This is a genomic window from Micromonospora sp. NPDC023633 (assembly GCF_040640035.1).
In the GTDB taxonomy this organism is placed as follows: Bacteria; Actinomycetota; Actinomycetes; order Mycobacteriales; family Micromonosporaceae; genus Micromonospora.
The window spans coordinates 1-24,048 of the sequence record NZ_JBFABB010000067.1; the positions used below are offsets into that span (position 1 = coordinate 1).

Sequence of the window (24,048 nt, forward strand, 5' to 3'; positions counted from 1 at the left end):
GCGCCGTCCCGGCGGCCGCGCCCGGGGCCGGCCCCGCCGTGCCGTACGACGACGAGCCGCCCGCGCAGGACGTCACGCCGGTCGAGGCCGCCCGGGTGGCCCGCCTCGACGCCGAGGTGCGGGTGGTCGACGGGCGGCCCCGCTACCACCTGGCCGACTGCGCCTACCTCGCGGGCCGGGAGCACGAGCCGCTGCCGGTCGCCGAGGCTGTCGACCTCGGCTTCACCCCGTGCGCCCGCTGCGCGCCCGACACCGCCCTGGCCGCCGACGCCGGTCGGATCTGAGCGGCGGGACAGGTTCCCTGATGGACGTCACGCTGACCGTCGCGGTCCGGGTGAAGCCCGGCTCCGCCCGGGCCCGCGTCGGCGGCCGCTTCGACGGGCCGCACGGGCCGGCCCTCGTGATCGCGGTGAACGCCCCGGCCGTGGACGGCCGGGCCACCGAGGCGGCCCGGCGAGCCCTGGCCGGCGCGCTGGGCGTACGGCCGGGCGTGGTGTCGTTGCGGGCCGGCGCGGCCAGCCGCGACAAGCTCTTCCTGGTCGAGGGCCCCGCCCCGGAGCTGGCGGAGGCACTGCGCCGGCTGCGCGACGGGGCCGCCGGGTGACCGACGCCGGGGCCGGGCGGCGGTGACGCCGGGGCTGGATCTCGCGCTCCTGCTCGGCGCGGGTGTCCTGCTGGTCGCGGTCGGCGCCGTCCGTCTCTCGACCCGGCTCGGCGTGCCGAGCCTCCTGGTCTACCTGGCCCTCGGGGTGGCGATCGGGGAGGCGGGGCTGGGCATCCGCTTCGACGACGTCGAGCTGACCCGGACCCTGGGCTTCTGCGCGCTCATCGTGATCATCGCCGAGGGCGGGCTGACCGCCCGGTGGAGCACCCTGCGGCCGGTGCTCGGGCTGGCCGCCCTGCTCTCCACGGTCGGCGTGGTGGTCAGCATCCTGGTCGTCGGCCTCGTCGTGCACCTGCTGCTGGGCCTGGACTGGCGACTGGCCCTGCTCTACGGCGCGGTGCTCTCCTCCACCGACGCGGCGGCGGTCTTCGCCACGCTGCGCCGGCTGCGGCTGCCGCCGCGCCTGGTGGCCACCCTGGAGGCGGAGTCGGGGATGAACGACGCCCCGGTCGTGCTGCTGGTGGTGCTGCTGTCCCGGGAGGCGATCACCCACCCCTGGTGGTACGAGGTCTCCCTGGTGAGCTACGAGCTGGGCGCCGGGGCGGCGGTCGGCTTCGCGGCCGGCGTGGGCGGGCGGTGGGCGCTGCGCCGGGCGGCGCTGCCGTCGGCGGGGCTCTACCCGATCGCGGCGGTCGGGCTGACGGTGTTCGCCTACGCGGCCGGCGCGGTGCTGCACGCCTCGGGTTTCCTCGCCGTCTACGTGGCGGGGGTGATCCTCGGCAACGCCCGGCTGCCGCACCGGCAGGCGATCCTCGGCTTCGCCGACGGCCTCGCGTGGCTGGCCCAGATCGGGCTCTTCGTGCTGCTCGGGCTGCTCGTCTCGCCGGGCCGGCTGGGCTCGGCGGTGCTGCCGGCCGTGGTCGCCGGGCTGGCGCTGGTGCTGCTGGCCCGGCCGCTGTCGGTGGCGGCGTCCGCGCTGCCGTTCCGGTTCGACCTGCGCGAGCAGGCGTTCCTGTCCTGGGCGGGGCTGCGCGGGGCGGTGCCGATCGTGCTCGCCACCATCCCGCTGTCGCAGCGGGTGCCCGGCGCCGACCGGCTCTTCGACTCGGTCTTCGTACTGGTGGTGATCTTCACGCTGCTGCAGACCGGGACGCTGGGTCCGGTGGCCCGCCGGCTGCGGGTGACCGCGCCGGCCGAGCCCACCGAGATCCGGGTGGAGACGGCGCCGCTGGAGCGGATGGGCGCGGACCTGCTCCAGCTGGAGGTGCCGTCCGGCTCGCGGCTGGCCGGGGTGCACGTCGACGAGTTGCGGCTGCCGCTGGGCGCCTCGGTGACGCTGGTGCTGCGCGACGGGGCGGGCGTCGTGCCCGGCCCGGACTTCCGGCTCAAGACCGGCGACAGCATGTTGATCGTGGCCACCGCCGGGGTGCGCGACGAGACGGAGCGGCGGCTGCGGGCGGTCAGTCGACGGGGCCGGCTGGCCCGCTGGTTTGGCGAGTACGGCCAGGGCCCGGACGCGTGATCTGCTAGCGTTCCTTTTGCCCCGGTTAGGGATGACTAGGGGCCGAACGTCGGTGCGTCGGTGCGGCACGTTGTCGTGCGCCTGTACGTTCCGTATTCTTGCGAACCTCCGGAGTGCGCGGCCCTGTCGCCGCGCGCCCCTTTTGTACCTGGGGGCGCCGATGCCGGCGGCCCCTGTCCAGGTGCCGCGGACCGCCGCGGTTCCGCGGCCGAGGGAGCGACGATGGCGAAGCCAGCCGACACCAGGACCGCCGGCCGGAAGCCGGTGGCGAAGGCCACCCGCAGCGCTGCGGAGACCGAGAAGATCCGGGCGGCCCTGGCGGCGCGGCGTGACGAGTTGCGCGCCGAGTACGATCGGACGCTGAGCGAGATCACCGAGCTGCAGCGCGACCGGCTGACCGACTCGGCCGGGGACGACCAGGCCGACACCGGGACCAAGACGTTCGAGCGTGAGCAGGAGATCTCTCTCGCCAACAGCATCCTGGAACGGATCACGCAGGTCGAGCGGGCGCTGGAGCGGCTCGACGAGGGTGGCTACGGCTGGTGCGAGCGGTGCGGCAACCCCATCCCGGTGGAGCGGCTCGCCGCCTTCCCGTCGGCCACCCTCTGCGTGACGTGCAAGCAGCTGGAGGAGCGGCGCTGAGGCCCGCTCCCCGGCGGCCATGGGAGGCGGCGCGCGAGCGTCGCCGCGAGCGTCGATGGGGAGCAGATGTCCGAAGCACCGCCCGCCGGGCCCGGCAGCGCTGAGCCGGGTACCGGCAGCGCCGAGCCGAGGGCCGGCACGCCCCTCCGCCGGGCCGTCGTCACCCTGTTCGGCATCGCGCTGACCGTGCTCGCCGCCGACGCGGCCACCAAGCACCTCGCCCTGGGGGCGCTGGAGGACCGGGAGCCGGTCCGGCTGCTCGGCGGTGCGGTCTACCTCAGCCTCACCCGCAACAGCGGCGCGGCGTGGAGCATCGGCGCCGACTACACCTGGGTCTTCCCGCTGATCACCCTCGGGGTGGTCGGTTGGATCGTCTGGATGGCGCTGCGCCTGCGCTCGCTGCCGTGGGGGATCTCGCTGGGCCTGGTGCTGGGCGGGGCGCTGGGCAACTTCGTCGACCGGGTCTTCCGCGCCCCGGGCTGGTTCGTGGGGCACGTGGTGGACATGGTCAGCGTCTTCGCACCGTACGGCCGGGTCTTTCCGGTGTTCAACCTGGCCGACAGCGCCCTGGTCTGCGGCGTGCTGCTCGCCCTCCTGCTGGAGCTGACCGGCCGGCAGCGCGACGGCAGCCGGATCGGTCACGGCGCGGCCACCGACGAGCCGGCGCGGGCCGACGCCGGACAGCGGGAGCGGGCATGACCGCCGCCTTCGCCGCCGCCGGCGGCGACCACCGTTCCCTGCCCGTTCCCGACGGCCTCGACGGCATGCGGCTCGACCAGGCCGTGTCGCGGCTGTTCGGGCTGTCCCGCACCGCCGCCGCGGCCCTGGTCGACGCCGGCGACGCGCTGGTCGACGGGGCCGCCCGGCCCAACTCCCACCGGGTGAAGGCTGGCTCGTGGCTGGAGGTGACCCTGCCCGCGCCCGTCGCCCCGCCGACCGTGGTGCCGCAGGCGGTGCCCGGGCTGCGGGTGGTGTACGCCGACGACGACATCGTGGTGGTGGACAAGCCGGTCGGCGTCGCGGCCCACCCGAGCCCCGGCTGGACCGGCCCGACGGTGATCGGCGCGCTGGCCGCCATCGGGCACCGCATCTCGACAAGCGGCGCCGCCGAGCGGCAGGGCGTGGTGCACCGGCTCGACGTGGGCACCACGGGCATCATGGTGGTGGCCAAGAGCGAGCAGGCCTACACCGCGTTGAAGCGGGCGTTCAAGTACCGCGAGGTGGAGAAGCGCTACCACGCGGTGGTGCAGGGGCACCTCGACCCGCTGCGGGGCACCATCGACGCCCCGATCGACCGGCACCCCACCCACGACTACCGCTGGGCGGTGGTCTCCGGCGGCAAGCCGAGCATCACCCACTACGACACGGTGGAGGCGTTCCCGGCCGCGAGCCTGGTGGACGTCCGGCTGGAGACCGGGCGGACCCACCAGATCCGGGTGCACTTCTCCACGCTGCGGCATCCGTGCGTGGGCGACCTCACCTACGGCGCGGACCCGACGCTGTCCGCCCGGCTGGGCCTGACCCGGCAGTGGCTGCACGCCCGGTCGTTGAGCTTCCTGCACCCCCGCACGGGGGACGAGGTGCGCTTCGTCAGCGACTACCCTGACGACCTGGACCGTGCGCTCGAGATCCTCCGCGACTGAGCGTCGTCCCGCCCGTGACGGTCCGACGAGGGGCACCCCCGCCCGCCGCCCGACGGGGGGCCGCGCCCCGGGACCGGCCCCCGGCGGCCGCCCGACGGGGGCCGGCTGTCGCCCCGTCGCCGATCCCGGCGGTGGGCGAAACGTCGGAACCCGCACCGGGCGTGACGGACGCGTCACGGGGGTCAGCCGGGCCGCCGCCCGGCGGGCCGCGTCCGCTGACCCTGTCGACCTCGGCAGACGCCGGCGGCGGCGGCACACCGGGGCCTGTGCCGCGACGGGAGGAAGAACCGAAGGTGCGTAGACGGGTGTGGTCCGAATAGGGTTTCGTTCGTAGCCTGTCAGACGGGCATCGATGGCGCTGGGAGGGCGAGCCGTGGAGGGCAGCGAGACCGGCTGGGGGCGGCCGGCCGAACCAGCACCGCGGTGGCGGGCGCTGCTCGACCGGGCCCGGCACGGCCGCACGGCCGAGCAGGCCGAGGCCGACCGGCACGCCGATCCGCCGCCCCTCCCACCGGAGCCGCTGCCCCGCCGCTCGTCGGGCAACGGCTACGCCGCGCGGGTGCCGGCCATCGGGCGGGCCCCCGAGCCGTACGTGCCGGAGCCCGGCCCACCGCCCTACGGCGCGGAGTACGGTCGCCCGGTCGACGCCGGTTACCGGGCCGAGGCCACCTACCGGGTGGAGCCGGCCTACCGGGTGGACCCGGCCGAGCCCGCCTACCGGGTGGAGCCGGAGTACCCGCCCGAGCCCGCCTACCGCGCCGCCCCGATCGAGCCCACCTACCGGTCGGATCCGGTCGAGCCGTCCTACCGGTCGGATCCGGTCGAGCCGTCCTACCGGGCCGATCCGATCGAGCCCACCTACCGGTCGGATCCGGTCGAGCCGTCCTACCGGGCCGATCAGGAATATCCGGCCGAGCCGGCGTACCGGGTGCCGGCCCAGCCCTCGCCGCCCCGCATCGAGTCCGAGCCGCGCCGCGGCACTGGGCCGGTCGAGTCGCGCTACGCGGTGCTGGACAACGGCTACCCGCACGAGCCGCCCCCGGTCGAGTCCCGCTACGCGGTGCTCGACAACGGCTACCGCTCCCGACGCGCCCACCAGGCGCCACCCCCGCCGGCCCCGCCCGTCGCGCCACCACCACCCGCCGCGGCGGTGGCCGCCGTGCCGCCACCCGCCGCGCCGGTGGCCGCCGAGCGGGGCTATCCGGCGCGCGTCGAGTGGCGCCCGCGCGGCGCGGAGAACGAGCTGGAGCGCGCCGTCGGGGTGCTCCGGCGTGACCTGGGCACCCCCCGGGTGCTCGCGTTCGCCAACCCGAAGGGCGGCGTGCACAAGACCACCGCCACCGTGCTGGCCGCGGCGACCGTGGGCAGCGTACGCGGGCGGGGCGTGCTCGCCTGGGACGACAACGAGCTGCGGGGCACGCTGGGGCTGCGCGCCGGCAGCGCCCGGCACGCCCGGACCATCCGGCACCTGGTCGGCGATCTCGCCCACGTCGAGATCAAGGAGGGGCCCGAGCTGCTGGAGCACCTGGACGACTACCTGCGGCACGCCTCCGACGGCTCGTACGACGTGCTGGCCGGCGAGGAGAGCCCGCGGTTCGCCCAGCGGCTCGACCAGTTCACCGTCCGGCGGGTGCTGGAGCTGCTGCGGCGCACCCACGACGTGGTCTGCGTGGACACCGGCAACAACGTGGAGAGCGCCAACTGGCGCACCGTCATGCAGGCGGCGGACCAGCTCGTGGTGACCACCGTGCCGCGTGAGGACGCCGCGTTCAGCGCCGACTGGATGCTCGACCTGCTGCACGAGGTGGGAATGGGGGAGCTGGCCGACAACGCGGTCACCCTGATCTCCTGCCCCACGCCGGGCCGCTCGCCGTTGCAGGGCGACCTGGAACGGCACTTCGCCACCCGCACCCGGGCCGTCGCCGTGGTGCCGTACGACCCGGCGCTGGAGACGGGCTCCTCGATCGAGTACCACCAGCTCCAGCAGGAGACCCGGCAGGCGTGGCTGAAGGCCGCCGCGGTGATGCTGGAGCCGTTCGCCCGGTGAGCGGGCGTGCCGCCACCGGCCACCCACGCCGCCCGCGGGCCTGAGAGGATCACCGGGTGAGTGCGGACACCCCCGAACCCGACCGGCCAGGCCGCCGGCCCGACGAGCCGGGGGCGCCGGCCGCCTGGCCGGAACCCGACCCGCCGGCCCGCGTCGGCCCCGCCGACCCGCACGCCGCCCGGGAGCCCGTTCCGCCGTACGACGCCACGACCAACGGCCCGCCGCACGGTGCCACGACCAACGGCCCGCCGCAGGGCGCCACGACCGGCGTCCCGCCGTACGGTGCGGCGGTGGAGTACGTACCCGGCGGGACCGGCCTGGAGTACGCCGTCGGCTACCCGCTCGCGCCGCCGGCGGAGCCGGACCTGCCGCGCGGGCGGGCGGTGCGGCTCGCCCTGCTGGCGGTGCTCGCGTCGGGCGTGCTCGGGGTGCCGCTCGGGCTGCTCTGGGCCGCGCTCGCGCCGGACACGCCGGTGCTCAAGGTCGCCGACGGGGCGATCTACGCCGAACCGCAGCCGGAGCAGCCGGTCGCCGCCGACGGCTGGTTCAGCCTGCTGGGGCTGGGCTTCGGGGTGCTCGCCGCGCTCGCGCTGTGGTTCCTGCTGCGCCGGGTACGGGGGCCGGTCGGCCTGCTCGCCGCCGTGTTCGGCGCCTTCGGCGCGGCGCTGGTCGCCTGGCAGGTCGGCCGGCGGGTGGGGCTGGCCGGCTACGAGCGACTGCTGGAGAGCGCGCCGGTCGGCCAGGCCTTCGACAAGCCGGCCGACCTGCGGGCCGGCGGGATCGAGTGGCTGCTCGGCGTGCTGCCGGTGCCGCACGGCAACCTGCTGCTGCCCGCGTTCGGCGCGGCCGTGACGTACACCCTGCTGGCCGGCTGGTCCCGCTGGCCCTCGCTGCGCCCGGAGCGCGAGCCCGGCGCACCCGGGCTCAGTTGGGAGTCGGCGGGGACGCCAGCTCCGCCAGCGGCACCGGAACCGCCCGCACCTGGCGCAGCAGCGCCGCCTCGCGGTTGAGCAGGCGCAGCTCGGCGCGGAGTCGGGCGGCGGTGTCGTCGATGGCGAGCAGCCGCTGCCGGTCGGCCACGGTCAGCACGGCCGTGGCGGCCACCAGGTGCGACAGCACCGTCGGGTCCTCCGGCAGCTGCTCGGAGAGCTGCTCCGGGTCGGCGCGGATGAGGCCCAGGTACTGCCGGAAGACCGAGATCACCCGGGCGGCGAGCAGGTCGGCGACCTCGTCGGGCCCGCCCGGCTCGGGCAGCCACTCCACGTCGGCGGTGAGGTAGGGCTCGGCGTCACGGTCGACGTCGGCGATGCGGAACCTGCGCTTGCCCACCGTGACGATGTCGAAGCCACCGTCGGGGCGCTCGGTGACCTGCCGCAGCTCGGCGGTGCAGCCCACCTCGTGCAGGGTGACGTCGCCGCCGCCGGGCAGCGGCCGGCCGTCCGGCCCGGTGGGGGCGACCTCCCAGCCGGCCCGGATGGCCACCACGCCGAACTCGCGCGGGGCCTCCTCGGGCAGCGCGACCAGGTGCCGGACCAGGGCGCGGTAGCGCTCCTCGAATATGTGCAGCGGTAGCACCAGACCGGGAAAGAGGACCGTTCCGAGCGGAAACACCGGCAGCCGCGCAGTCACGCGTCGAGCGTAGCCCGATCCCGGCGCGGCGGCGTGTCCCGGCTCACCGTCCCGGCGTACGGGCGGCGCCGGTCGCCGTCCGGGCGGGCCGCCTAGACTCGCAAGGGTGTTGAACCGGATCGACCTGCGCGGCGGCGTCCGTGACCCGCGCCGCCTGCTGCCCCGTGCCCAACTCGACGTCTCCGTGGCCGTCGAGCGGATCCGCCCCCTCGTGGAGGCGGTCCGGGAGCATGGTTACCCGGCGATCCGGGAGGCCAGTGAGCGGTTCGACGGGGTCTCGCCCGAGGTGCTGCGGGTGCCCGCCGAGGCGATCGCCGAGGCGGAGGGCGCCCTCGACCCCGAGGTGCGCGCCGCGCTGCTGGAGTCGATCACCCGGGCCCGGAAGGTGCACGCCGACCAGCGCCGCACCGACCACACCACCCAGGTGGTGCCGGGCGGCACGGTGACCGAGCGCTGGGTGCCGGTCGACCGGGTCGGCCTCTACGTCCCCGGCGGCCTGGCGATGTACCCGTCGACCGTGGTGATGAACGTGGTGCCGGCCCAGGCGGCCGGGGTGCGCTCGCTGGTCGTGGCGAGCCCGCCGCAGAAGGACAACGGCGGGCTGCCCGACCCCCGGGTACTCGCCGCCTGCGCCCTGCTCGGCGTCGACGAGGTCTACGCCGTCGGCGGCGCCCAGGCCGTGGCGATGCTCGCGTACGGCGCGGCGGTCGACGCCGAGGGCGCGGCCCACTGCGACCCGGTCGACATGATCACCGGCCCGGGCAACATCTGGGTCACCGCCGCCAAGCGGCTGCTGCGCGGCGTCGTCGGCATCGACGCCGAGGCCGGCCCGACCGAGATCGCGATCCTGGCCGACGACACCGCCGACCCGGCGCACGTCGCGGCCGACCTGGTCAGCCAGGCCGAGCACGACCCCCTCGCGGCCAGCGTGCTGGTGACCCCCTCGGTCGAGCTGGTCGAGGCCGTCGAGCGGGAGCTGGCCCGGCAGGTGCCGGCCACCAGGCACGCCGAGCGGGTCACCACCGCGCTCACCGGCGAGCAGAGCGGCGTCGTCCTGGTCGACGACCTCGACGCCGGGCTGCGGGTGGTCGACGCGTACGCGGCCGAGCACCTGGAGATCCAGACCCGGGACGCCCGCGAGTGGGCGCTGCGGGTGCGCAACGCCGGGGCGATCTTCGTCGGCGCCTGGTCGCCGGTGTCCCTCGGCGACTACTGCGCCGGCTCCAACCACGTGCTGCCCACCGGAGGCTGCGCCCGACACTCGTCCGGGCTGTCGGTGCAGTCCTTCCTGCGCGGCATCCACCTGGTCGACTACTCCGAGCAGGCGCTGCGCGAGGTGGCCCCGCACGTGGTCACCCTGGCCACCGTGGAGGACCTGCCGGCGCACGGCCGGGCGGTCCAGGTGCGCTTCCCGGGGGAGCTGGGGTGAGCGGGCGCAGCGGCAGGCTCGACCCTCGACGGCCCGGGGCCGTCACCGGACGGAGCGGGGTGGCGGCGTGAGCGGGCTCGACGACCTGCCGATCCGCGACGACCTGCGCGGGCTGTCGCCGTACGGGGCGCCGCAGCTCGACGTGCCCGTGCGGCTGAACACCAACGAGAACTCCTACCCGGTGCCCGAGCCGGTGGTGGACGCGATCGGCAAGGCCCTCGCGGCGGAGCTGCGCGACCTCAACCGCTACCCGGACCGCGACGCCGTGGCGCTGCGCGCCGACCTGGCCGGCTATCTCGGCCACGGGCTCACCGTCGACCACGTGTGGGCGGCGAACGGCTCCAACGAGATCCAGCAGCAGCTGCTCCAGGCGTTCGGCGGGCCGGGGCGCAGCGCGCTCGGCTTCACCCCCGCGTACTCGATGCACCCGCTGCTGGCGCTCGGCACCGGCACCCGGTGGGTGCCGGCCCGCCGCGGCGTCGACTACGGGCTGACCGCCGACGAGGCGGCCGCGCAGGTGCGCGAGCACGCCCCGGACGTGGTCTTCCTCTGCTCACCGAACAACCCCACCGGCACCGCCCTCGACCCGGCGGTGGTCGCCGCGGTGCTGGACGCCGCGCCGGGCATGGTGGTCGTCGACGAGGCGTACGCCGAGTTCGCCCGCCCCGGCACGGTCAGCGCGCTGGCGGTGCTGCCCGGGCATCCGCGGCTGGTGGTGACCCGGACGATGAGCAAGGCGTTCGGCTTCGCCGGTGGCCGGCTCGGCTACCTGGCCGCCGACCCGGCGGTGGTGGCGGCGGTGCAGCTGGTCCGGCTGCCGTACCACCTCTCGGCGCTCACCCAGGCCGCGGCCCGGGCGGCGCTGGCACACCGCGACGCCCTGCTCGGCACGGTGGCGGCGATCTCCGAGCAGCGTGACCGCATCGTGGCGCGGCTGCGCGACCGGGGGCTGCGGGTGGCCGACAGCGACGCCAACTTCGTGCTGTTCGAGGTCGGGGGCGACCAGGCCGCCGCCTGGCGCACCCTGCTCGACGCCGGCGTGCTGGTCCGCGACGTCGGCCTGCCGGGCTGGCTGCGGGTCACCGCCGGCACCCCCGCCGAGACCGACGCCTTCCTCGCCGCCATGGAGAAGATCTAGTGGGAGCGTGAGAAGTGAGCTTGCGAGCCCCGCAGTCGCGACCGAAAGGCAAGCAATGAGCCGGACCGCCCGGGTGGAGCGGATCACCAAGGAGACGAAGGTCCTCGTCGAGATCGACCTCGACGGCGCGGGCCGGGCCGAGATCGGCACCGGGGTCGGCTTCTACGACCACATGCTGCACCAGATCGCCCGGCACGGCGGCTTCGACCTGACCGTGCGCACCGTGGGCGACCTGGAGATCGACGCCCACCACACGATGGAGGACACCGCGCTCGCCCTGGGCGCCGCGTTCGACCAGGCGCTGGGGGACAAGGCCGGCATCCGGCGGTACGGCTCGGCCACCGTCCCGATGGACGAGGTCCTCGTCCGGGCCGCGGTCGACCTCTCCGGTCGCCCGTACGTGGTGCACGACGAGCCGGCGCTCGCGCCGTACATCGGGCCGGTCTACCCGACCAGCATGACCCGGCACATCTGGGAGTCCTTCGGCCAGGCGGCCCGGATCACCCTGCACGTGGACGTGCTGCGGGCGGCCCGCCCCGGCGGCCACCCGGACGCGCACCACGTGGTGGAGGCCCAGTTCAAGGCCGTCTCCCGCGCGCTGCGCGAGGCCACGGCGATCGACCCCCGCGCGGCGGGCGCCATCCCCAGCACGAAGGGGGCCCTGTGAGCGTGAGGAACGCAGCGCAGCGGAGTCCCGCAGTCGCGAACGGAAGGCGGATCTGATGGGCGGGGTGCTGCCGTCGTTGCTGCTGATCCTGGCCGGCGTGCTGGTCGGCGGGGCGTGGTCGCTGCACAGGCAGGGCGCCCCGCGCGGCGCGGTGGTCGTCACCGCGCTGCTCGCCGTCCTGGCCACGGCCGCCGGCGTGCTCTGGCTGCTGCCGGGGGAGGGCGCGTGAGCGGGCGGAGCGGGCAGCGGCGTCGCGGCGCCGCCGACCGGAGGGTGGTGACGGCATGAGCCGCGTGGTGGTGCTCGACTACGGGTCGGGCAACCTGCGCTCGGCCGAGCGGGCCCTGGCCCGCGCGGGCGCGGACGTGACGGTGACCGACGACCTGACCGCCGCCGCCGAGGCCGACGGCCTGGTGGTGCCGGGCGTGGGCGCGTTCGCCGCCTGCATGGCAGGGATCGAGGCCCTCGGCGCCGGCCCGGTGATCGCCGAGCGCGTCGAGGCCGGCCGCCCGGTGCTGGGCATCTGCGTGGGCATGCAGGTGCTCTTCGAGCACGGCGACGAGCACGGCGTGGTGACCAAGGGGCTCGGGCTGCTCCCCGGCGGGGTGACCAGGCTGGCCGCCGCCCGGCTGCCGCACATGGGCTGGAACACGGTCGCGGCGCCGGCGGGGTCGGTGCTCTTCGCCGGCCTGCCCGCCGACAGCCGGTTCTACTTCGTGCACTCGTACGGGGTCGGGGAGCCGGGCGCGCTGGCGGAGGTCGGCGCCACGGTCACCACCGCCCACCACGAGACGGACTTCGTGGCGGCCGTGGAGCGGGGTTCGCTCTGCGCCGCGCAGTTCCACCCGGAGAAGTCCGCCGACACCGGTGCCGCGCTGCTGCGCAACTGGCTCGCCACGCTCCCCACCGGTGACTGAGCGCCTGTCCGGCGGGGCGGGTCCGCTCCGGCCCGCCCCCGGCCGTCGGCGGGGCACGTCGTGAGCAAGGAGCGCGCCCGGCGCCGGGCGGCCCGGGAGGCCGAGGCAGCCCGGGAACGGGTCGTCCGCGAGCGGCGGGCGGCCCGACGGTCGCGGCGGCGGGCGCTGGTCCGCCGGATGACGCCGTCGCTGCGCCGGGGGCGGACGGGCCGGCTGCCCCGGCACAGCCGCGGCGAGCGGGCCGCCATCGTGCTGCTGACCCTGGTGGCGATGGTCCTGATCTGGTCGTTCGTCGACGATCTCGCGCTGCGGATCGCGCTGATCGTGCTGTTGCTGCTCGTACTGCCGGCGATCGTGGTGATCGCCCTGGACCGTCGCACCTGACTTCGAGGAGAAATACCGTGAGCCTCACCCTGTTGCCCGCCGTGGACGTCGCCGACGGCCAGGCCGTCCGACTCGTGCAGGGCGCCGCCGGCAGCGAGACGACGTACGGCGACCCGTTGGAGGCCGCGCTGGCCTGGCAGCGGGACGGCGCCGAGTGGATCCACCTGGTCGACCTCGACGCCGCGTTCGGCCGCGGTTCCAACGCGCACCTGCTGGCCGAGGTGGTGCGGCAGCTCGACGTGAAGGTGGAGCTGTCCGGCGGCATCCGCGACGACGAGTCGTTGCGGGCGGCGCTCGGCACCGGGGCCGCCCGGGTGAACATCGGCACCGCCGCGCTGGAGGATCCCGTCTGGTGCGACCGGGTGTGCGGGGAGTTCGGCGACCGGGTGGCGATCGGGCTGGACGTGCGGGGCCGTACCCTCTCGGCCCGGGGCTGGACGCGCGACGGCGGCGACCTCTTCGAGGTGTTGGAGCGGCTGGACAAGGCGGGCGCGGCGCGCTACGTCGTCACCGACATCACCAAGGACGGCACCATGCGCGGGCCGAACCTGGACCTGCTGCGCGAGGTCTGCGCCCGCACCGACGCCCCGGTGATCGCCTCCGGTGGGGTCTCCACCCTGGACGACCTGCGGGCGCTGGCCACCCTGGAGCCGATCGGGGTGGAGGGCGTGATCGCCGGCAAGGCGCTCTACGCGGGCGCCTTCACCGTGGCGCAGGCGCTGGAAACCCTGGCCGCGGTGTGACCGTCACGCGGCTCGGCTCGGGCGGCCCGTGGGAGTCGCTGTACGGCTACTGCCGGGTCGTCCGGGCCGGCGACCTGGCCTGGACGGCCGGCTGCACCTCCACCGTGGACGGCGTGGTCACCCACGTCGGCGACGCGGCGGCGCAGACCGCCCAGGCCCTGCGGATCGGGCTGGACGCGCTCGCCGAGGTGGGCGCGGAGCCCGGGGACGTGGTGCGGACCCGGATGTACGTCACCGACCGGACGTACGCCGACGAGGTGGGCCGGGCGCACAACGTGGTCTTCGGCGCGGTCCGCCCGGCGGCGACCATGGTGGTGGTGGCCGGCCTGCTCGACCCGGACCACCTGGTCGAGGTGGAGCTGGAGGCGTATCTCGGCGACCGCTGAGCCCGCGCGCGGCGGGTGGCGACGGTCACCGCGCGCCCCGATAGGTTGTGCACAATCTAATTGCGCGTTACGGTTCCCCGGTGACCGACGATCTGGTGCTGCGCCGGCAGGTGTGCTTCGCGCTCTACGCCGCGTCGCGCGCCCTCACCGACGTCTACCGGCCCGTGCTCGACGAGTTCGGCCTGACCTATCCGCAGTACCTCGTGCTGATGGTGCTCTGGGAGCGCGACGACGACGCCCCCACGGTCTCCGAACTCGGCGCCGCCCTGCGGCTGGACTCCGGCACGCTCTCCCCGCTGCTCAAGCGGCTGGAGGCGGCGGGGCTGGTCGTCCGGACCCGGTCGGCGCGCGACGAGCGGCGGGTGGAGGTGGGCCTGACCGGCGACGGGCGGGCCCTGCGCGACCGGATGGGCGAGGTGCCGCTGCGGGTCGCCCGCGCCACGGGCCTCACCGAGGCGGAGCTGGTCGCCCTGCGCGACACCCTCACCCGGGTCACCGAGACGATCCACCGACAGAAGGAGCAGTGACCACCATGCAGGTGCTCTACACCGCGTCCGCCCGGGCCACCGGGGACGGTCGGGACGGCCACGTCCGCACCTCCGACGGCACCGTCGACCTGGGGCTCGCCGTGCCGAAGGAGATGGGTGGCGCCGGCGGCGCCGCCAACCCCGAGCAGCTCTTCGCGGCCGGCTACGCCGCCTGCTTTCACTCGGCGCTGCGCCTGGTCGCCCGCAAGGCGAAGGCCGACGTCTCCGGCTCGGTCGTGGAGGCCGAGGTGGGCATCGGCGCCAACGGCGGCGGCGGCTTCGGGCTGACCGTCGCCCTGGTGGTCGACCTCCCGGCCGTCGCGCGCGCCGCCGCCGAGGACCTGGTCGCGCAGGCGCACCAGGTCTGCCCCTACTCGAACGCGACCCGCGGCAACGTCGACGTGGCGCTCACCGTTCGCGAGGCGCTGTGAGCGCCCGGAGCCGGGAGATCCACCTCGCCTCCCGCCCGGAGGGCTGGCCGACCGCCGAGAACTTCCGGCTGGTGGAGACCGAGGTGCCCACCCCGGGTCCGGGTCAGGTCCTGGTCCGCAACCGGTACGTGTCGGTCGACCCGTACATGCGGGGGCGGATGAACGACGTCAAGTCGTACGTGCCGCCGTTCGCGCTCGACGCGCCGCTGGACGGCGGGGCGGTCGGCGAGGTCGTGGCCAGCGAGGCCGAGGGCGTCCAGCCCGGCGACACCGTGCTGCACGGCCTCGGCTGGCGTGAGTACGCGCTGCTCGACGCGAAGGCCGTCCGGAAGGTCGATCCCGACCTCGCCCCGGTCACCGCCTATCTGAGCGTGCTCGGCATGACCGGGCTGACCGCGTACGCCGGGCTGCTGGAGGTCGCCGGGATGCAGCCGGGGGAGACCGTCTTCGTCTCCGCCGCCGCCGGCGCGGTGGGCAGCCTGGTCGGCCAGATCGCCAAGCTCAGGGGCGCGGCGCACGTGGTCGGCAGCGCGGGCTCGGCGGCGAAGGTCGAGCGGCTGCGGGCGCTCGGCTTCGACGCCGCGTTCGACTACCACGACGGCCCGGTGCGCGACTCGCTGAAGGCCGCCGCCCCCGGTGGCGTCGACGTCTACTTCGACAACGTCGGCGGCGACCACCTGGAGGCGGCGATCTCCGCGATGAAGGTGCACGGCCGGGCCGCGATCTGCGGCATGATCGCGCAGTACAACGACACCGAGCCCCCGGCCGCGCCGCGCAACCTGGCGCTGCTCATCGGCAAGCGGATCACCCTGCGCGGCTTCCTGGTCGGCGACCACGGCCACCTGCGCGACGAGTTCGTGCGCGAGATGGCCGGCTGGCTGCGCGACGGGAAGGTCTCGTACGACGAGACGGTCGTCGACGGCATCGAGAACGCCCCGGAGGCCTTCCTCGGCCTGCTGCGCGGCGAGAACCTGGGCAAGATGCTCGTCCGGGTCTGAGCGAGGGCGCCGCTGCCGGTGCCAGGGCCCCTAGACGCGGTGGCCGGCCTCACCGGCCGGTCACCGCCGGCGCCGGGAAGGATAGGCTCGCGGCATGACGGTGGCGGTGCGGGTCATCCCGTGTCTCGACGTGGACGCCGGTCGGGTGGTCAAGGGGGTCAACTTCCTCGACCTGCGCGACGCCGGCGACCCGGTGGAGCTGGCGGCGGCGTACGACCGGGCCGGCGCGGACGAGCTGACCTTCCTCGACGTCACCGCCTCCTCCAGCGACCGGGGCACCATGCTCGACGTGGTGCGCCGCACGGCGGAGTCGGTCTTCATCCCGCTCACCGTCGGCGGTGGCGTCCGGCAGGTCGCCGACGTCGACACCCTGCTGCGCGCCGGCGCGGACAAGGTCGGGGTGAACACCGCCGCGATCGCCCGTCCGGAGCTGATCGCCGAGATCGCCGACCGGTTCGGCCGGCAGGTGCTGGTGCTCTCGCTCGACGTGCGGCGCGCGCCCGGCGGCGGCACGCCCAGCGGTTTCGAGGTGACCACCCACGGCGGCCGGCGCGGCACCGGGCTGGACGCGGTCGAGTGGGCCCGCCGCGGCGCCGAGCTGGGCGCGGGGGAGATCCTGCTGAACTCGATGGACGCCGACGGCACCAAGGCCGGTTTCGACCTCGAACTCATCGGCGCGGTGCGCCGGGTGGTCGACGTGCCGGTGGTGGCCAGCGGCGGCGCGGGCCAGGTGGCGCACTTCCCGCCGGCGATCGGGGCCGGCGCGGACGCGGTGCTCGCCGCCAGCGTCTTCCACTTCGGCGAGCTGACCGTCGCCGAGGTCAAGGACGCGCTGCGCGGGGCCGGCCACCCGGTCCGCTGACCGCCCGGGTGATCCGCCCGCTGCGCCGGCGGCCGGTCAGTCCCGGCGGGACCGGTTCTCGGGGGAACGCCGGGGCGCCGGGATCGACCGCACCACGTACTCCTGGACGGCGGCGGCGTGGTCGGCCTCGTCCAGGTGCCACTCCGCGCTGACCGGGGCGTGCCGCCGGGCCAGTACGCCCTGCACGGTGTCGACCGTGGTGGCCAGCCCGGCGCTCGGCCGGGTGCGCCAGAGGCGCTCACCGTCGGCGGTGATCCGGAACCAGCCGTCGGTGACGCTGACCAGCCCGGCCCCGACGAGGCGACGGACCGCCGCCTCCACCTCGTGCCGTTCGGGGATCGCCTGGTTGAGGTGGTCGGCGGTGGAGAGCACGTCGGCGAGGCGGACGCCCTCGGGGCGGCGGCTGGACGCCGCGCGGCGGTGCCGTCCCGCACCGCTGGCGATCACCACCGAGACGAAGATCCAGGCATCGCTCCAGCGCCATCCGTTCTCCCCCATGCGAGGATTCTGCCGGGCGTCGCGTCCGAAGGGAACACCGGCGTTCGGCCCGCGTCCCGGACAGGGGTCGTCGCGGACGGGGCTCGGGGTGGTGCGGGGGCACCCCGGTCGATCGGGCGGGCACCGCGCGGGCCACGGCGGGCGGCGGGTGCGCGGGGCGCGCCAGGCGCCGGCCGCGTCAGGCCGCCGCCAGCGGCACCGCGCCGGCCGTGTCAGGCGGGCAGCGGCGTGGCCGGGCGGGTCAGGCGGTGGGCAGCGGCGTGGCCGGGCCCGGGGCGGGGTGCTGTGGCCCGGGGACGGTGAACAGCGGCAGGAAGACCTGGGTCAGCGGGCCGATGGCCAGCGCGTAGGCGACCGTGCCGACGCCCACCGTCCCGCCGAGCAGCCAGCCCAGCGCCAGCACCGTGATCTCGATGACGGTGCGGACGAGCCGGATCGAGCGGCCGGGCCGGCGGGCGACGTAGCCGGTCATCAGGCCGTCGCGGGGACCGGGCCCGAGACGGGCGCCGAGGTAGAGGCCCGTCGCCGCCCCGTTGGCCACGATGCCGGCGACCAGCATCCCGGCCCGTACGCCCAGCGAGCCGCCGGCCGGCAGCAGCGCGAGCGTCGCGTCCACCACCAGCCCGATCACCAGGACGTTGCTGACCGTGCCGAGGCCGGGGCGCTGACGCAGGGGTATCCAGAGCAGCAGCACCAGCGTGCCGACCGCGATGGTGACGGTGCCGAAGGAGAGCCCGGTCAGCTCGGACAGGCCCTGGTGGAACACGTCCCACGGGTCCAGGCCCAGCTCCGAGTTGATCATCAGGGCCATGCTCACGCCGTAGAGGACGAGGCCCGCGTAGAGCTGGGTGAGCCGCCGCGCGGGGCGATGCCGGAGATTGCCAATCGGTGTCACCCATGCCAGGCTAAAGGCCAATTGGCGCGACGTAAGAGCCAATCCTGGAGGAGTGGCCATGACGAGTCAGGTTCGGGGTGTCCAATTGGCCCGGCTCCTCGGTCAGTGGCATGCGCTTCCCGGCCGCCGGCGCAGCCCGGACTACGCCGCCCTGGCCGGCGCCGTCCGCGGGCTGCTCGCCGACGGCCGGCTGCCGCTGGGCGTGCGGCTGCCCGCCGAGCGGGAGTTGGCCGAGGCGCTGAAGATCAGCCGGACCACGGTCACGGCCGCGTACCGGGAGCTGCGGGAGAGCGGGCACCTCGCCAGCCGGCGGGGTGCCGGCAGCTGGACGATGCTGCCGGGCACCCACCGGGTGGCGAGCACCGGGCTCTGGACCCCGCTGGACGACCGGGACATGATCGATCTGGGGGTCGCCGCGCTCGCCGCGCCGCCGGAGCTGCTGCCGGCCGCCCGCGCGGCGGCCGAGGACCTGCCCCGCTACCTGGGCGGCGCCGGCTACCACCCGACCGGGATCATCGAGCTGCGCGAGGCGGTGTCCCGCGCCTACACCGACCGGGGCCTGCCCACCTCGCCCGACCAGATCATGGTCACCAACGGCACCCAGCACGCCCTGGACCTGGTGCTCCGCCTGGCCCTCGCCCCCGGCGGCAACGTGCTGGTCGAGTCGCCCAGCTATCCGAACGCGCTCGCCGCGCTGGCCGCCCGCCGGGCCCGGATCACCACCCACGGCCTGGCCGTCGAGGAGCCCGGCTGGGACGCCGACCTGCTGCTCGGCGGCCTCCGGCAGGCCCGGCCCAAGCTGGCGTACCTGATCCCGGACTTCCAGAACCCGACCGGGCACCTGATGCCGGCGGCACTGCGGGAGCGGGTGGTGGCCACGGCGCACGCCGTCGGCACCGACCTGGTCGTCGACGAGTCCTTCGTGGACCTGCCGCTGGACGGGACGGTGCTGCCCCCGCCGACCGCCAGCTTCGACCGGCACTCCCGGGTGGTGACCATCGGCGGGATGAGCAAGCCGTTCTGGGGCGGCCTGCGGATCGGCTGGGTCCGCGCCTCCGCCCCGCAGGTGCAGCGGCTCGCCGCCGCCCGGGTCGGCGTCGACATGGCCAGCCCGGTCCTGGACCAGCTGGTCGCGGTCCACCTGCTCACCGACGCGCCGGCCATCGTCGCCGCGCGCCGGGCCCAGCTGACCGCCCAGCGCGACGCGCTGCTGGCGGCGCTCGCGCAGCGCCTGCCCGAGTGGCGGGTCACCGTCCCGCACGGCGGGGTGACCCTCTGGGCCGAACTCGACGGGCCGATCTCCAGCGCGCTGGCCCGGGCCGCCGAGGAGGTCGGCGTACGCCTGGCGCCCGGCCCCCGGTTCGGCCTGGACGGCACGTTGGAGCGCTTCCTGCGGCTGCCGTTCACCCTGCCGGCCGCGGACCTGGTCGAGGCGGTCGGCCGCATCGCCGCCGTCCGGTACGACCTGGACCGGGGCGGTCGGTCGCAGTGGCGGGAACCGACGGTCATCGCCTGACGCCGGGACGCCGAACCGGCCGGGAGACCCTCCACCGCGGGCGGCTGCCAGACTGTGCGCCGTGGCAACTGGTGGTAGGAGGCGGCGCGCGCCGCACATGCGGGTAATGAGGGAAGGGTCCACCGTGACCCCGCTCGAACTCTTCTTCGATCTGGTCTTCGTCTACGCGCTCACCCAGGTGACCGCCCTGATGGCCGACGACCTGACCGCGCGTGGATTGCTGCGTGGCCTGCTGGTGTTGGTGCTGCTCTGGTGGTGCTGGTGCTGCTACGCGTGGCTCGGCAACACGGTCCGGGCCGACGAGGGCATCGTTCGGGTGGCTCTGTTCGCGGTCATGGCCGCCATGTTCGTGGTCGCGGTGACCATTCCGGAGGCCTTCGACGACCTGCCCGGCGGGCTCTCCGGGCCGGTCGTCTTCGCCACCTGCTACCTCGTCGTCCGGGTGCTGCACCTGGTGATCTACTGGCACGGCGCGCGCGGCGACGAGGGGCTGCGCCGGCAGTTGCGGCGGGCGGTGCTGCCCATGCTGGGCGGGGCGCTGCTGCTCTTCTCCGCCGCGTTGCTGCCGCAGCAGCTCGCCGACGACCCGGCCCGGGTCTCCACCATCCGTACGGCGATGTGGGTGCTCGCGCTGGCCGCGGACTACGGCGGGATCATGGCCATCGGCGCGGGCGGCTGGCGGATCTTCTCGGCGGCGCACTGGACCGAGCGGCACGGGCTGATCATCATCGTGGCGCTGGGGGAGTCCCTGGTCGCCATCGGCGTCGGCGTCACGCACCTGCCGATCTCCTGGCCGATCATCGTCGCCTCGGCGCTGGCCATCACCGTGACGGCCGCGTTGTGGTGGGCGTACTTCGACGTGGTGGCCATCGCGGCGGAGCAGGTGCTGCACCGGGCCGAGGGGGCGGCCCGCGCCGCGGTGGGCCGGGACTCGTACACCTATCTGCACCTGCCGATGGTGGTCGGCATCATCCTGCTCGCGCTCGGCTTCAAGAAGGTGCTGTCGTACGTGGGCGACGGCAGCGCGCACGACCTCACCGACCCGCTGCACGGCCCGGGTCTCTACGCCCTCTACGGCGGGGTGGTGCTCTACCTGCTCGGGCACCTGGGCTTCCGGCTGCGCACCATGGGCTCGGTCAACTGGCCACGGGCGGTGACGGTGTTGATCCTGGTCGCCCTGGTACCGCTGGCCGACCGGCTGCCGGCGCTGGCCGCGCTCGCGATGCTCGCCGTCGTCAGCGTCGGCATGGTGGCGGCCGAGGTGCGGCTCTTCGGCGAGGACCGGCGCGCCCTGCGGGACGCGTCGCTGACCGCGCACGGCACCGAGCCCGAGCCCGGCCACTGACCCCGCCGGGTCCGTCGACCTCGTCGCGCGGCCCGGTTAGCCCCCCCTGTGACCCGGGCGGCCGATGGCCGGGCGGCGCGGGACGTACCCGCCCGATCGGGCCTGTGCCCTGCCGGTCGGCTGGGAGACTGTGCAGGTGGAGGACGGCGGCAGGTGGTGCTGGAGGAACAGCTCGCCTCCGAGGTCGAGCAGACGCGGTGGCGGGGCCACCACCTCTGAGGCCGGCGCCGTCACCCGGGCGGCCGGCGACCCCGCGTCGGAACGCGGGGCCACCGGCGTCGCGCGCTCAGAGTTCGGCGAGCGACCCCGCGTACATCTTCTCGATCTCGCTGGCGAAGTTGCTCTCCACGCCGCGGCGCTTGATCTTGAGTGAGGGGGTGATCTCGCCGTTCTCGATGGTCAGGTCGCGCGGCAGGATGGCGACCTTCTTGATCGTCTCCCAGCGGTTGAGCTTGGCGTTGAGCTCGGCCACGTACCCCTCGACCATGGCCTTCGCCTCCGGCGAGGCGACGATCTCGGCGTAGTCGCGGCCCTCCAGCGGGGTGCCGGCGGCCCAGCCCTTGATCGCGTCCGGGTCCAGCGTGACCAGCATCGTGCAGTAGTTGCGGGCCTGGCCGATCACCACCGCCTGCGAGGTGTACGGGCAGGTGGCCTTGAACATCCCCTCGATGTGCGAGGGCGCGATGTACTTGCCACCCGAGGTCTTGACCAGGTCCTTCTTCCGGTCGGTGATCTTCAGGTAACCGTCGGCGTCCAGCGTGCCGATGTCGCCGGTGCGGAAGAACCCGTCCTCGGTGAACGCGGCTGCGGTCTCCTCGGGCAGGTTGTGGTAGCCGCGCATCACCGGCCGGCCGCGCACCAGGATCTCGCCGTCGGTGTCGATCCGGCACTCCAGGTCGCCCATCGCCTTGCCGACGGTGCCGATCCGCAGCCCGTCCGGCGGGTTGACGAAGTTGCCGGCGCTGGTCTCGGTGAGGCCGTAGCCCTCGGAGATCGGCAGGTTCGCCGCGGCGAAGAAGGTGGCGATCTCCGGGCTGAGCGGGGCGGCGCCGGAGACGAGCACCCGGATCCGGCCGCCGAGGCGGGCCTGGAGCTTGCTGAACACCAGCTTCTCGGCCACCGTGTACTTCAGCCTGAGCCCCGTCGGGACGGGCCTGCCGGCCTGCTCCAGGGCGACCTTCTCCTTGCCGACCCGCACGCCCCAGGCGAAGATCTTCGCCTTCGCACCGCCGGCGTCCCGCGCGGTCGTCACCGCCTTGTTGTAGACCTTCTCGAACACCCGGGGCGCGCCGCACATCAGCGTCGGCCGGATCACGGAGAGCAGCTCGACCAGCTTGTCCACCCGGCCGTCGACGTACGTCGGCAGGCCCACGTGGATCGCCCCGCAGAGCAGGGTCTTGCCGAACGAGTGCGACAGCGGAAGCCAGAGGTACTGCAGGTCGTTCTCGCGCAGCAGCCCCAGCTCGGCCTGCGCCACGCCCTCCCAGCACCAGCCGCCGTGCAGCAGCTCGACGCCCTTGGGGCGCCCCGTGGTGCCGGAGGTGTAGATCAGCGTGGCCAGGTGTTCGGGGCCGATCCCGGCGACCAGCATCTCGATCAGGTCGGGCTCGGCGGCCAGCGCGCGGGCGCCCTGCTCCTCCAGCTCGGCGAGGGTGAGCTGGGGGACGGCGGCGGCCGGGTCGGCGGCGCCGTCGAAGAGCACGACGTGGGTCAGCGCGGGCAGGTCCGCGCCGGCGATCTTGGCGGCCTGGGCCGGGTTCTCGGCGAACAGCACCCGGGAGCCGGAGTCGGCGATGATGTAGGTCGCGTCGTCGGGCTCCGTGGTGGGGTAGACGGTGGTGGTCGCGCCACCGGCACACATGATGCCGAGGTCGGCGAGCACCCAGTCGAGCCGGGTGTTCGCCAGGATCGCGACCGGATCCTCCAGGCCGACACCGAGCCCGTGCAGCCCGGCGGCGACCGCCTTGGCGCGACGGGCCATCTGCTCCCAGCTCAGCCAGACCGGCCCCGAGTCGTCGGGGGCCGGGTGGGCGAAGGCGTCGCGGTCGGGGGACGCCGCCACGCGCTTGAGGAACATGTCGGGGATGGAACGGTACGGTACATCGAGAGCCATCGCTGTAGCCGCCTTCAGGGGTGGAGACGTGACCGTGGTCACGTCGGTGTTCGTTACCGAAGGGTATTGCCTGCGCCCGGGCATCGGCTAGCCCTGTCGATCACGGCTGGGCCACGTCTCGGAGGATGGACCGTCCGGCTCAGGCGTACCGGGCCGCCCGCATCGACCAGTCGTAGGTGGCCCGGATCCAGTTGCGCCGCGCGGTGAGGGCCGCCCGCAGGCCGTCGTCGCCCGTGGCGAGCAGCGCCGCCTCCGTCGCCAGGTAGGCCGAGAGGGCCTCGTTGAACCGGTCGGCCGCCGCCCGCAGGGCCGACGACTCGTCGCCGTCCGCCCGCCCGGCGGCGATCACCACGACCAGGTTGTGCACGTCCGGCCGGCCGAGGTGCTCCTTGCCGTACGAGAAGACGTCGTTGCACCAGCAGACCAGGTCGGCGGCGAGCAGGTCGAGGGCGACCAGCGACGGCTCGGTGCGGTGCGCCGCGCCCGGCGGCGCCCCGGTGGCCAGTTCGGTGAGGGTGAAGCTGGGGTGGACCCCACCGGTGTGCCGGCGCATCTGGACGTACTCGGCCAGTCCCGGTACCCGCCCGTGCTCCCGGTTCGCCGCCTCCCAGAGCAGCGCCAGCAGGTACTCCCGCACCTCGCCGACGAAGCGCAGCAGCGCCACGGGCCCGCCGGCGGCGCGGGCCCGCCGGCACAGGTCGCCCAGCGCCGCGCCGAGCGGCCCGGCCGCGGTGGCCGGTCCGTCGGCCCGCCCCTCCCGCCCGTCGAGCACGTCCAGCAGGGCGGCGACGGTCGGCGCCAGCCGGGTGGGGGAGTCGCCGAGGCCGTCCTCGTCGCAGGCGTCGTCCACCACGAACAGCCAGGAGATCAGGTCGGCGAGCAGCCGCAGGCCGTCGACCGGGCCCTCCGGGCACGCCCGCCCCGCCAGTCCGGCGGCGTCGGCCCGGCGTAGCCGGTGCAGCCGGTGCCCGTTACTGATCAGCCCCTGGTCGAGCGCCCACTCGGTGCTCTCCTGCGCCACCCGTCCGGTGGCGTCGTGCTGGCGCGAGGGAAAGGGGGGTTCCCGTAGCGCCGAGACCGCAAAGGTCCGCATGGTGCCCCCTGTCGCTCCG

At 75.1% G+C, this 24,048-nt stretch carries 26 protein-coding genes and 1 pseudogene; 22 read left to right on the top strand and 5 right to left on the bottom strand.

Annotated elements, in window-relative coordinates; translation table 11 throughout:
- The 8 genes and pseudogenes from AB0G13_RS20845 to AB0G13_RS20880 form a co-directional block, all read left to right on the top strand.
- A pseudogene (locus tag AB0G13_RS20845) lies at nucleotides 1–284 on the top strand (hypothetical protein); the annotation flags it as partial.
- Between the two features lie 20 nt (nucleotides 285–304).
- Complete coding sequence (locus AB0G13_RS20850; RefSeq protein WP_357876529.1) at nucleotides 305–604, top strand: DUF167 domain-containing protein; 300 nt, start codon at nucleotides 305–307, stop codon at nucleotides 602–604.
- A gap of 22 nt (nucleotides 605–626) precedes the next feature.
- The gene (locus AB0G13_RS20855) at nucleotides 627–2,126 is read left to right on the top strand and encodes a potassium/proton antiporter (RefSeq protein ID WP_357876531.1); all 1,500 of its coding nucleotides are present in this window, start codon (nucleotides 627–629) and stop codon (nucleotides 2,124–2,126) included.
- A 222-nt stretch (nucleotides 2,127–2,348) separates the two neighbouring features.
- A complete protein-coding gene (locus AB0G13_RS20860; RefSeq protein ID WP_121400566.1) occupies nucleotides 2,349–2,768 on the top strand; it encodes a TraR/DksA C4-type zinc finger protein in 420 nt (139 codons plus the stop codon).
- Nucleotides 2,769–2,834: 66 nt separating this feature from the next.
- Nucleotides 2,835–3,467 (top strand): signal peptidase II, encoded by a 633-nt coding sequence (gene lspA / locus AB0G13_RS20865; protein WP_357876534.1) that lies wholly within the window; start codon nucleotides 2,835–2,837, stop codon nucleotides 3,465–3,467.
- Nucleotides 3,464–4,411 (top strand): RluA family pseudouridine synthase, encoded by a 948-nt coding sequence (locus AB0G13_RS20870; RefSeq protein ID WP_357876536.1) that lies wholly within the window; start codon nucleotides 3,464–3,466, stop codon nucleotides 4,409–4,411. Before lspA ends, AB0G13_RS20870 begins: the two co-directional genes overlap by 4 nt.
- 373 nt (nucleotides 4,412–4,784) lie before the next feature.
- Nucleotides 4,785–6,458, top strand: coding sequence for an AAA family ATPase (locus tag AB0G13_RS20875; RefSeq protein ID WP_357876538.1), 1,674 nt, complete (start codon nucleotides 4,785–4,787; stop codon nucleotides 6,456–6,458).
- A gap of 290 nt (nucleotides 6,459–6,748) precedes the next feature.
- Nucleotides 6,749–7,468, top strand: a complete 720-nt coding sequence (locus tag AB0G13_RS20880; RefSeq protein ID WP_357876596.1) for a DUF2567 domain-containing protein — start codon at nucleotides 6,749–6,751, stop codon at nucleotides 7,466–7,468.
- Here AB0G13_RS20880 and AB0G13_RS20885 read toward each other — a convergent pair.
- Nucleotides 7,383–8,087, bottom strand: coding sequence for an LON peptidase substrate-binding domain-containing protein (locus tag AB0G13_RS20885; RefSeq protein WP_357876540.1), 705 nt, complete (start codon nucleotides 8,085–8,087; stop codon nucleotides 7,383–7,385). The genes AB0G13_RS20880 and AB0G13_RS20885 overlap by 86 nt on opposite strands.
- A gap of 106 nt (nucleotides 8,088–8,193) precedes the next feature.
- Between AB0G13_RS20885 and hisD the strand changes: the two genes are divergently transcribed.
- From hisD to hisF, 12 genes are all read left to right on the top strand, one after another.
- On the top strand, nucleotides 8,194–9,516 hold the full coding sequence (gene hisD / locus AB0G13_RS20890; protein WP_357876542.1) for a histidinol dehydrogenase: 1,323 nt from the start codon (nucleotides 8,194–8,196) through the stop codon (nucleotides 9,514–9,516).
- A 67-nt stretch (nucleotides 9,517–9,583) separates the two neighbouring features.
- Nucleotides 9,584–10,654: a histidinol-phosphate transaminase gene (locus AB0G13_RS20895; RefSeq protein ID WP_357876544.1), complete on the top strand. Its 1,071-nt coding sequence runs from the start codon at nucleotides 9,584–9,586 to the stop codon at nucleotides 10,652–10,654.
- A 55-nt stretch (nucleotides 10,655–10,709) separates the two neighbouring features.
- Nucleotides 10,710–11,321, top strand: a complete 612-nt coding sequence (gene hisB / locus AB0G13_RS20900; RefSeq protein ID WP_357876546.1) for an imidazoleglycerol-phosphate dehydratase HisB — start codon at nucleotides 10,710–10,712, stop codon at nucleotides 11,319–11,321.
- A gap of 55 nt (nucleotides 11,322–11,376) precedes the next feature.
- On the top strand, nucleotides 11,377–11,550 hold the full coding sequence (locus AB0G13_RS20905; protein ID WP_357876548.1) for a hypothetical protein: 174 nt from the start codon (nucleotides 11,377–11,379) through the stop codon (nucleotides 11,548–11,550).
- Between the two features lie 55 nt (nucleotides 11,551–11,605).
- Nucleotides 11,606–12,238: an imidazole glycerol phosphate synthase subunit HisH gene (gene hisH / locus AB0G13_RS20910; RefSeq protein ID WP_357876550.1), complete on the top strand. Its 633-nt coding sequence runs from the start codon at nucleotides 11,606–11,608 to the stop codon at nucleotides 12,236–12,238.
- Nucleotides 12,239–12,298: 60 nt separating this feature from the next.
- Nucleotides 12,299–12,622 (top strand): hypothetical protein, encoded by a 324-nt coding sequence (locus tag AB0G13_RS20915; protein ID WP_357876552.1) that lies wholly within the window; start codon nucleotides 12,299–12,301, stop codon nucleotides 12,620–12,622.
- A gap of 17 nt (nucleotides 12,623–12,639) precedes the next feature.
- Entirely contained in the window at nucleotides 12,640–13,365 is a 726-nt protein-coding gene (gene priA, locus AB0G13_RS20920) for a bifunctional 1-(5-phosphoribosyl)-5-((5-phosphoribosylamino)methylideneamino)imidazole-4-carboxamide isomerase/phosphoribosylanthranilate isomerase PriA (protein WP_357876554.1), read from the top strand.
- Nucleotides 13,362–13,751: a RidA family protein gene (locus AB0G13_RS20925; RefSeq protein ID WP_357876556.1), complete on the top strand. Its 390-nt coding sequence runs from the start codon at nucleotides 13,362–13,364 to the stop codon at nucleotides 13,749–13,751. The genes priA and AB0G13_RS20925 overlap by 4 nt, the downstream gene beginning before the upstream one ends.
- Before the next feature lie 80 nt (nucleotides 13,752–13,831).
- Nucleotides 13,832–14,278: a MarR family transcriptional regulator gene (locus tag AB0G13_RS20930; protein WP_357876558.1), complete on the top strand. Its 447-nt coding sequence runs from the start codon at nucleotides 13,832–13,834 to the stop codon at nucleotides 14,276–14,278.
- A gap of 5 nt (nucleotides 14,279–14,283) precedes the next feature.
- A complete protein-coding gene (locus AB0G13_RS20935; protein ID WP_357876598.1) occupies nucleotides 14,284–14,709 on the top strand; it encodes an organic hydroperoxide resistance protein in 426 nt (141 codons plus the stop codon).
- Nucleotides 14,706–15,707: an NADP-dependent oxidoreductase gene (locus AB0G13_RS20940; protein WP_357876560.1), complete on the top strand. Its 1,002-nt coding sequence runs from the start codon at nucleotides 14,706–14,708 to the stop codon at nucleotides 15,705–15,707. The genes AB0G13_RS20935 and AB0G13_RS20940 overlap by 4 nt, the downstream gene beginning before the upstream one ends.
- A gap of 94 nt (nucleotides 15,708–15,801) precedes the next feature.
- Nucleotides 15,802–16,569, top strand: a complete 768-nt coding sequence (gene hisF / locus AB0G13_RS20945) for an imidazole glycerol phosphate synthase subunit HisF (protein ID WP_357876562.1) — start codon at nucleotides 15,802–15,804, stop codon at nucleotides 16,567–16,569.
- 36 nt (nucleotides 16,570–16,605) lie between these two features.
- Here hisF and AB0G13_RS20950 read toward each other — a convergent pair whose 3' ends face one another.
- Together AB0G13_RS20950 and AB0G13_RS20955 are read right to left on the bottom strand one after the other, a co-directional pair.
- Entirely contained in the window at nucleotides 16,606–17,067 is a 462-nt protein-coding gene (locus AB0G13_RS20950) for a hypothetical protein (RefSeq protein WP_357876564.1), read from the bottom strand.
- Nucleotides 17,068–17,308: 241 nt separating this feature from the next.
- Nucleotides 17,309–17,962 (bottom strand): hypothetical protein, encoded by a 654-nt coding sequence (locus AB0G13_RS20955; RefSeq protein ID WP_357876566.1) that lies wholly within the window; start codon nucleotides 17,960–17,962, stop codon nucleotides 17,309–17,311.
- A 58-nt stretch (nucleotides 17,963–18,020) separates the two neighbouring features.
- On the opposite strand from AB0G13_RS20955, the gene AB0G13_RS20960 reads away from it, so the two are divergent.
- Nucleotides 18,021–19,478: a PLP-dependent aminotransferase family protein gene (locus AB0G13_RS20960; protein ID WP_357876568.1), complete on the top strand. Its 1,458-nt coding sequence runs from the start codon at nucleotides 18,021–18,023 to the stop codon at nucleotides 19,476–19,478.
- 124 nt (nucleotides 19,479–19,602) lie between these two features.
- On the top strand, nucleotides 19,603–20,823 hold the full coding sequence (locus AB0G13_RS20965; RefSeq protein WP_357876570.1) for a low temperature requirement protein A: 1,221 nt from the start codon (nucleotides 19,603–19,605) through the stop codon (nucleotides 20,821–20,823).
- A 286-nt stretch (nucleotides 20,824–21,109) separates the two neighbouring features.
- Here AB0G13_RS20965 and AB0G13_RS20970 read toward each other — a convergent pair whose 3' ends face one another.
- Together AB0G13_RS20970 and AB0G13_RS20975 are read right to left on the bottom strand one after the other, a co-directional pair.
- Complete coding sequence (locus AB0G13_RS20970; protein ID WP_357876572.1) at nucleotides 21,110–22,936, bottom strand: long-chain fatty acid--CoA ligase; 1,827 nt, start codon at nucleotides 22,934–22,936, stop codon at nucleotides 21,110–21,112.
- 139 nt (nucleotides 22,937–23,075) lie between these two features.
- Nucleotides 23,076–24,029, bottom strand: a complete 954-nt coding sequence (locus tag AB0G13_RS20975; protein ID WP_357876574.1) for a terpene synthase — start codon at nucleotides 24,027–24,029, stop codon at nucleotides 23,076–23,078.
- Nucleotides 24,030–24,048 lie beyond the last annotated feature (19 nt).

Coding starts and splice junctions, on each gene's coding strand:
- AB0G13_RS20975 (WP_357876574.1), bottom strand. CDS start 24,029: ATGCGGACCTTTGCGGTCTCGGCGCTACGGGAACCCCCCTTTCCCTCG.
- hisB (WP_357876546.1), top strand. CDS start 10,710: ATGAGCCGGACCGCCCGGGTGGAGCGGATCACCAAGGAGACGAAGGTC.
- AB0G13_RS20970 (WP_357876572.1), bottom strand. CDS start 22,936: ATGGCTCTCGATGTACCGTACCGTTCCATCCCCGACATGTTCCTCAAG.
- AB0G13_RS20860 (WP_121400566.1), top strand. CDS start 2,349: ATGGCGAAGCCAGCCGACACCAGGACCGCCGGCCGGAAGCCGGTGGCG.
- AB0G13_RS20950 (WP_357876564.1), bottom strand. CDS start 17,067: ATGGGGGAGAACGGATGGCGCTGGAGCGATGCCTGGATCTTCGTCTCG.
- AB0G13_RS20870 (WP_357876536.1), top strand. CDS start 3,464: ATGACCGCCGCCTTCGCCGCCGCCGGCGGCGACCACCGTTCCCTGCCC.
- hisH (WP_357876550.1), top strand. CDS start 11,606: ATGAGCCGCGTGGTGGTGCTCGACTACGGGTCGGGCAACCTGCGCTCG.
- lspA (WP_357876534.1), top strand. CDS start 2,835: ATGTCCGAAGCACCGCCCGCCGGGCCCGGCAGCGCTGAGCCGGGTACC.
- AB0G13_RS20850 (WP_357876529.1), top strand. CDS start 305: ATGGACGTCACGCTGACCGTCGCGGTCCGGGTGAAGCCCGGCTCCGCC.
- AB0G13_RS20935 (WP_357876598.1), top strand. CDS start 14,284: ATGCAGGTGCTCTACACCGCGTCCGCCCGGGCCACCGGGGACGGTCGG.
- AB0G13_RS20905 (WP_357876548.1), top strand. CDS start 11,377: ATGGGCGGGGTGCTGCCGTCGTTGCTGCTGATCCTGGCCGGCGTGCTG.
- AB0G13_RS20960 (WP_357876568.1), top strand. CDS start 18,021: ATGACGAGTCAGGTTCGGGGTGTCCAATTGGCCCGGCTCCTCGGTCAG.
- hisF (WP_357876562.1), top strand. CDS start 15,802: ATGACGGTGGCGGTGCGGGTCATCCCGTGTCTCGACGTGGACGCCGGT.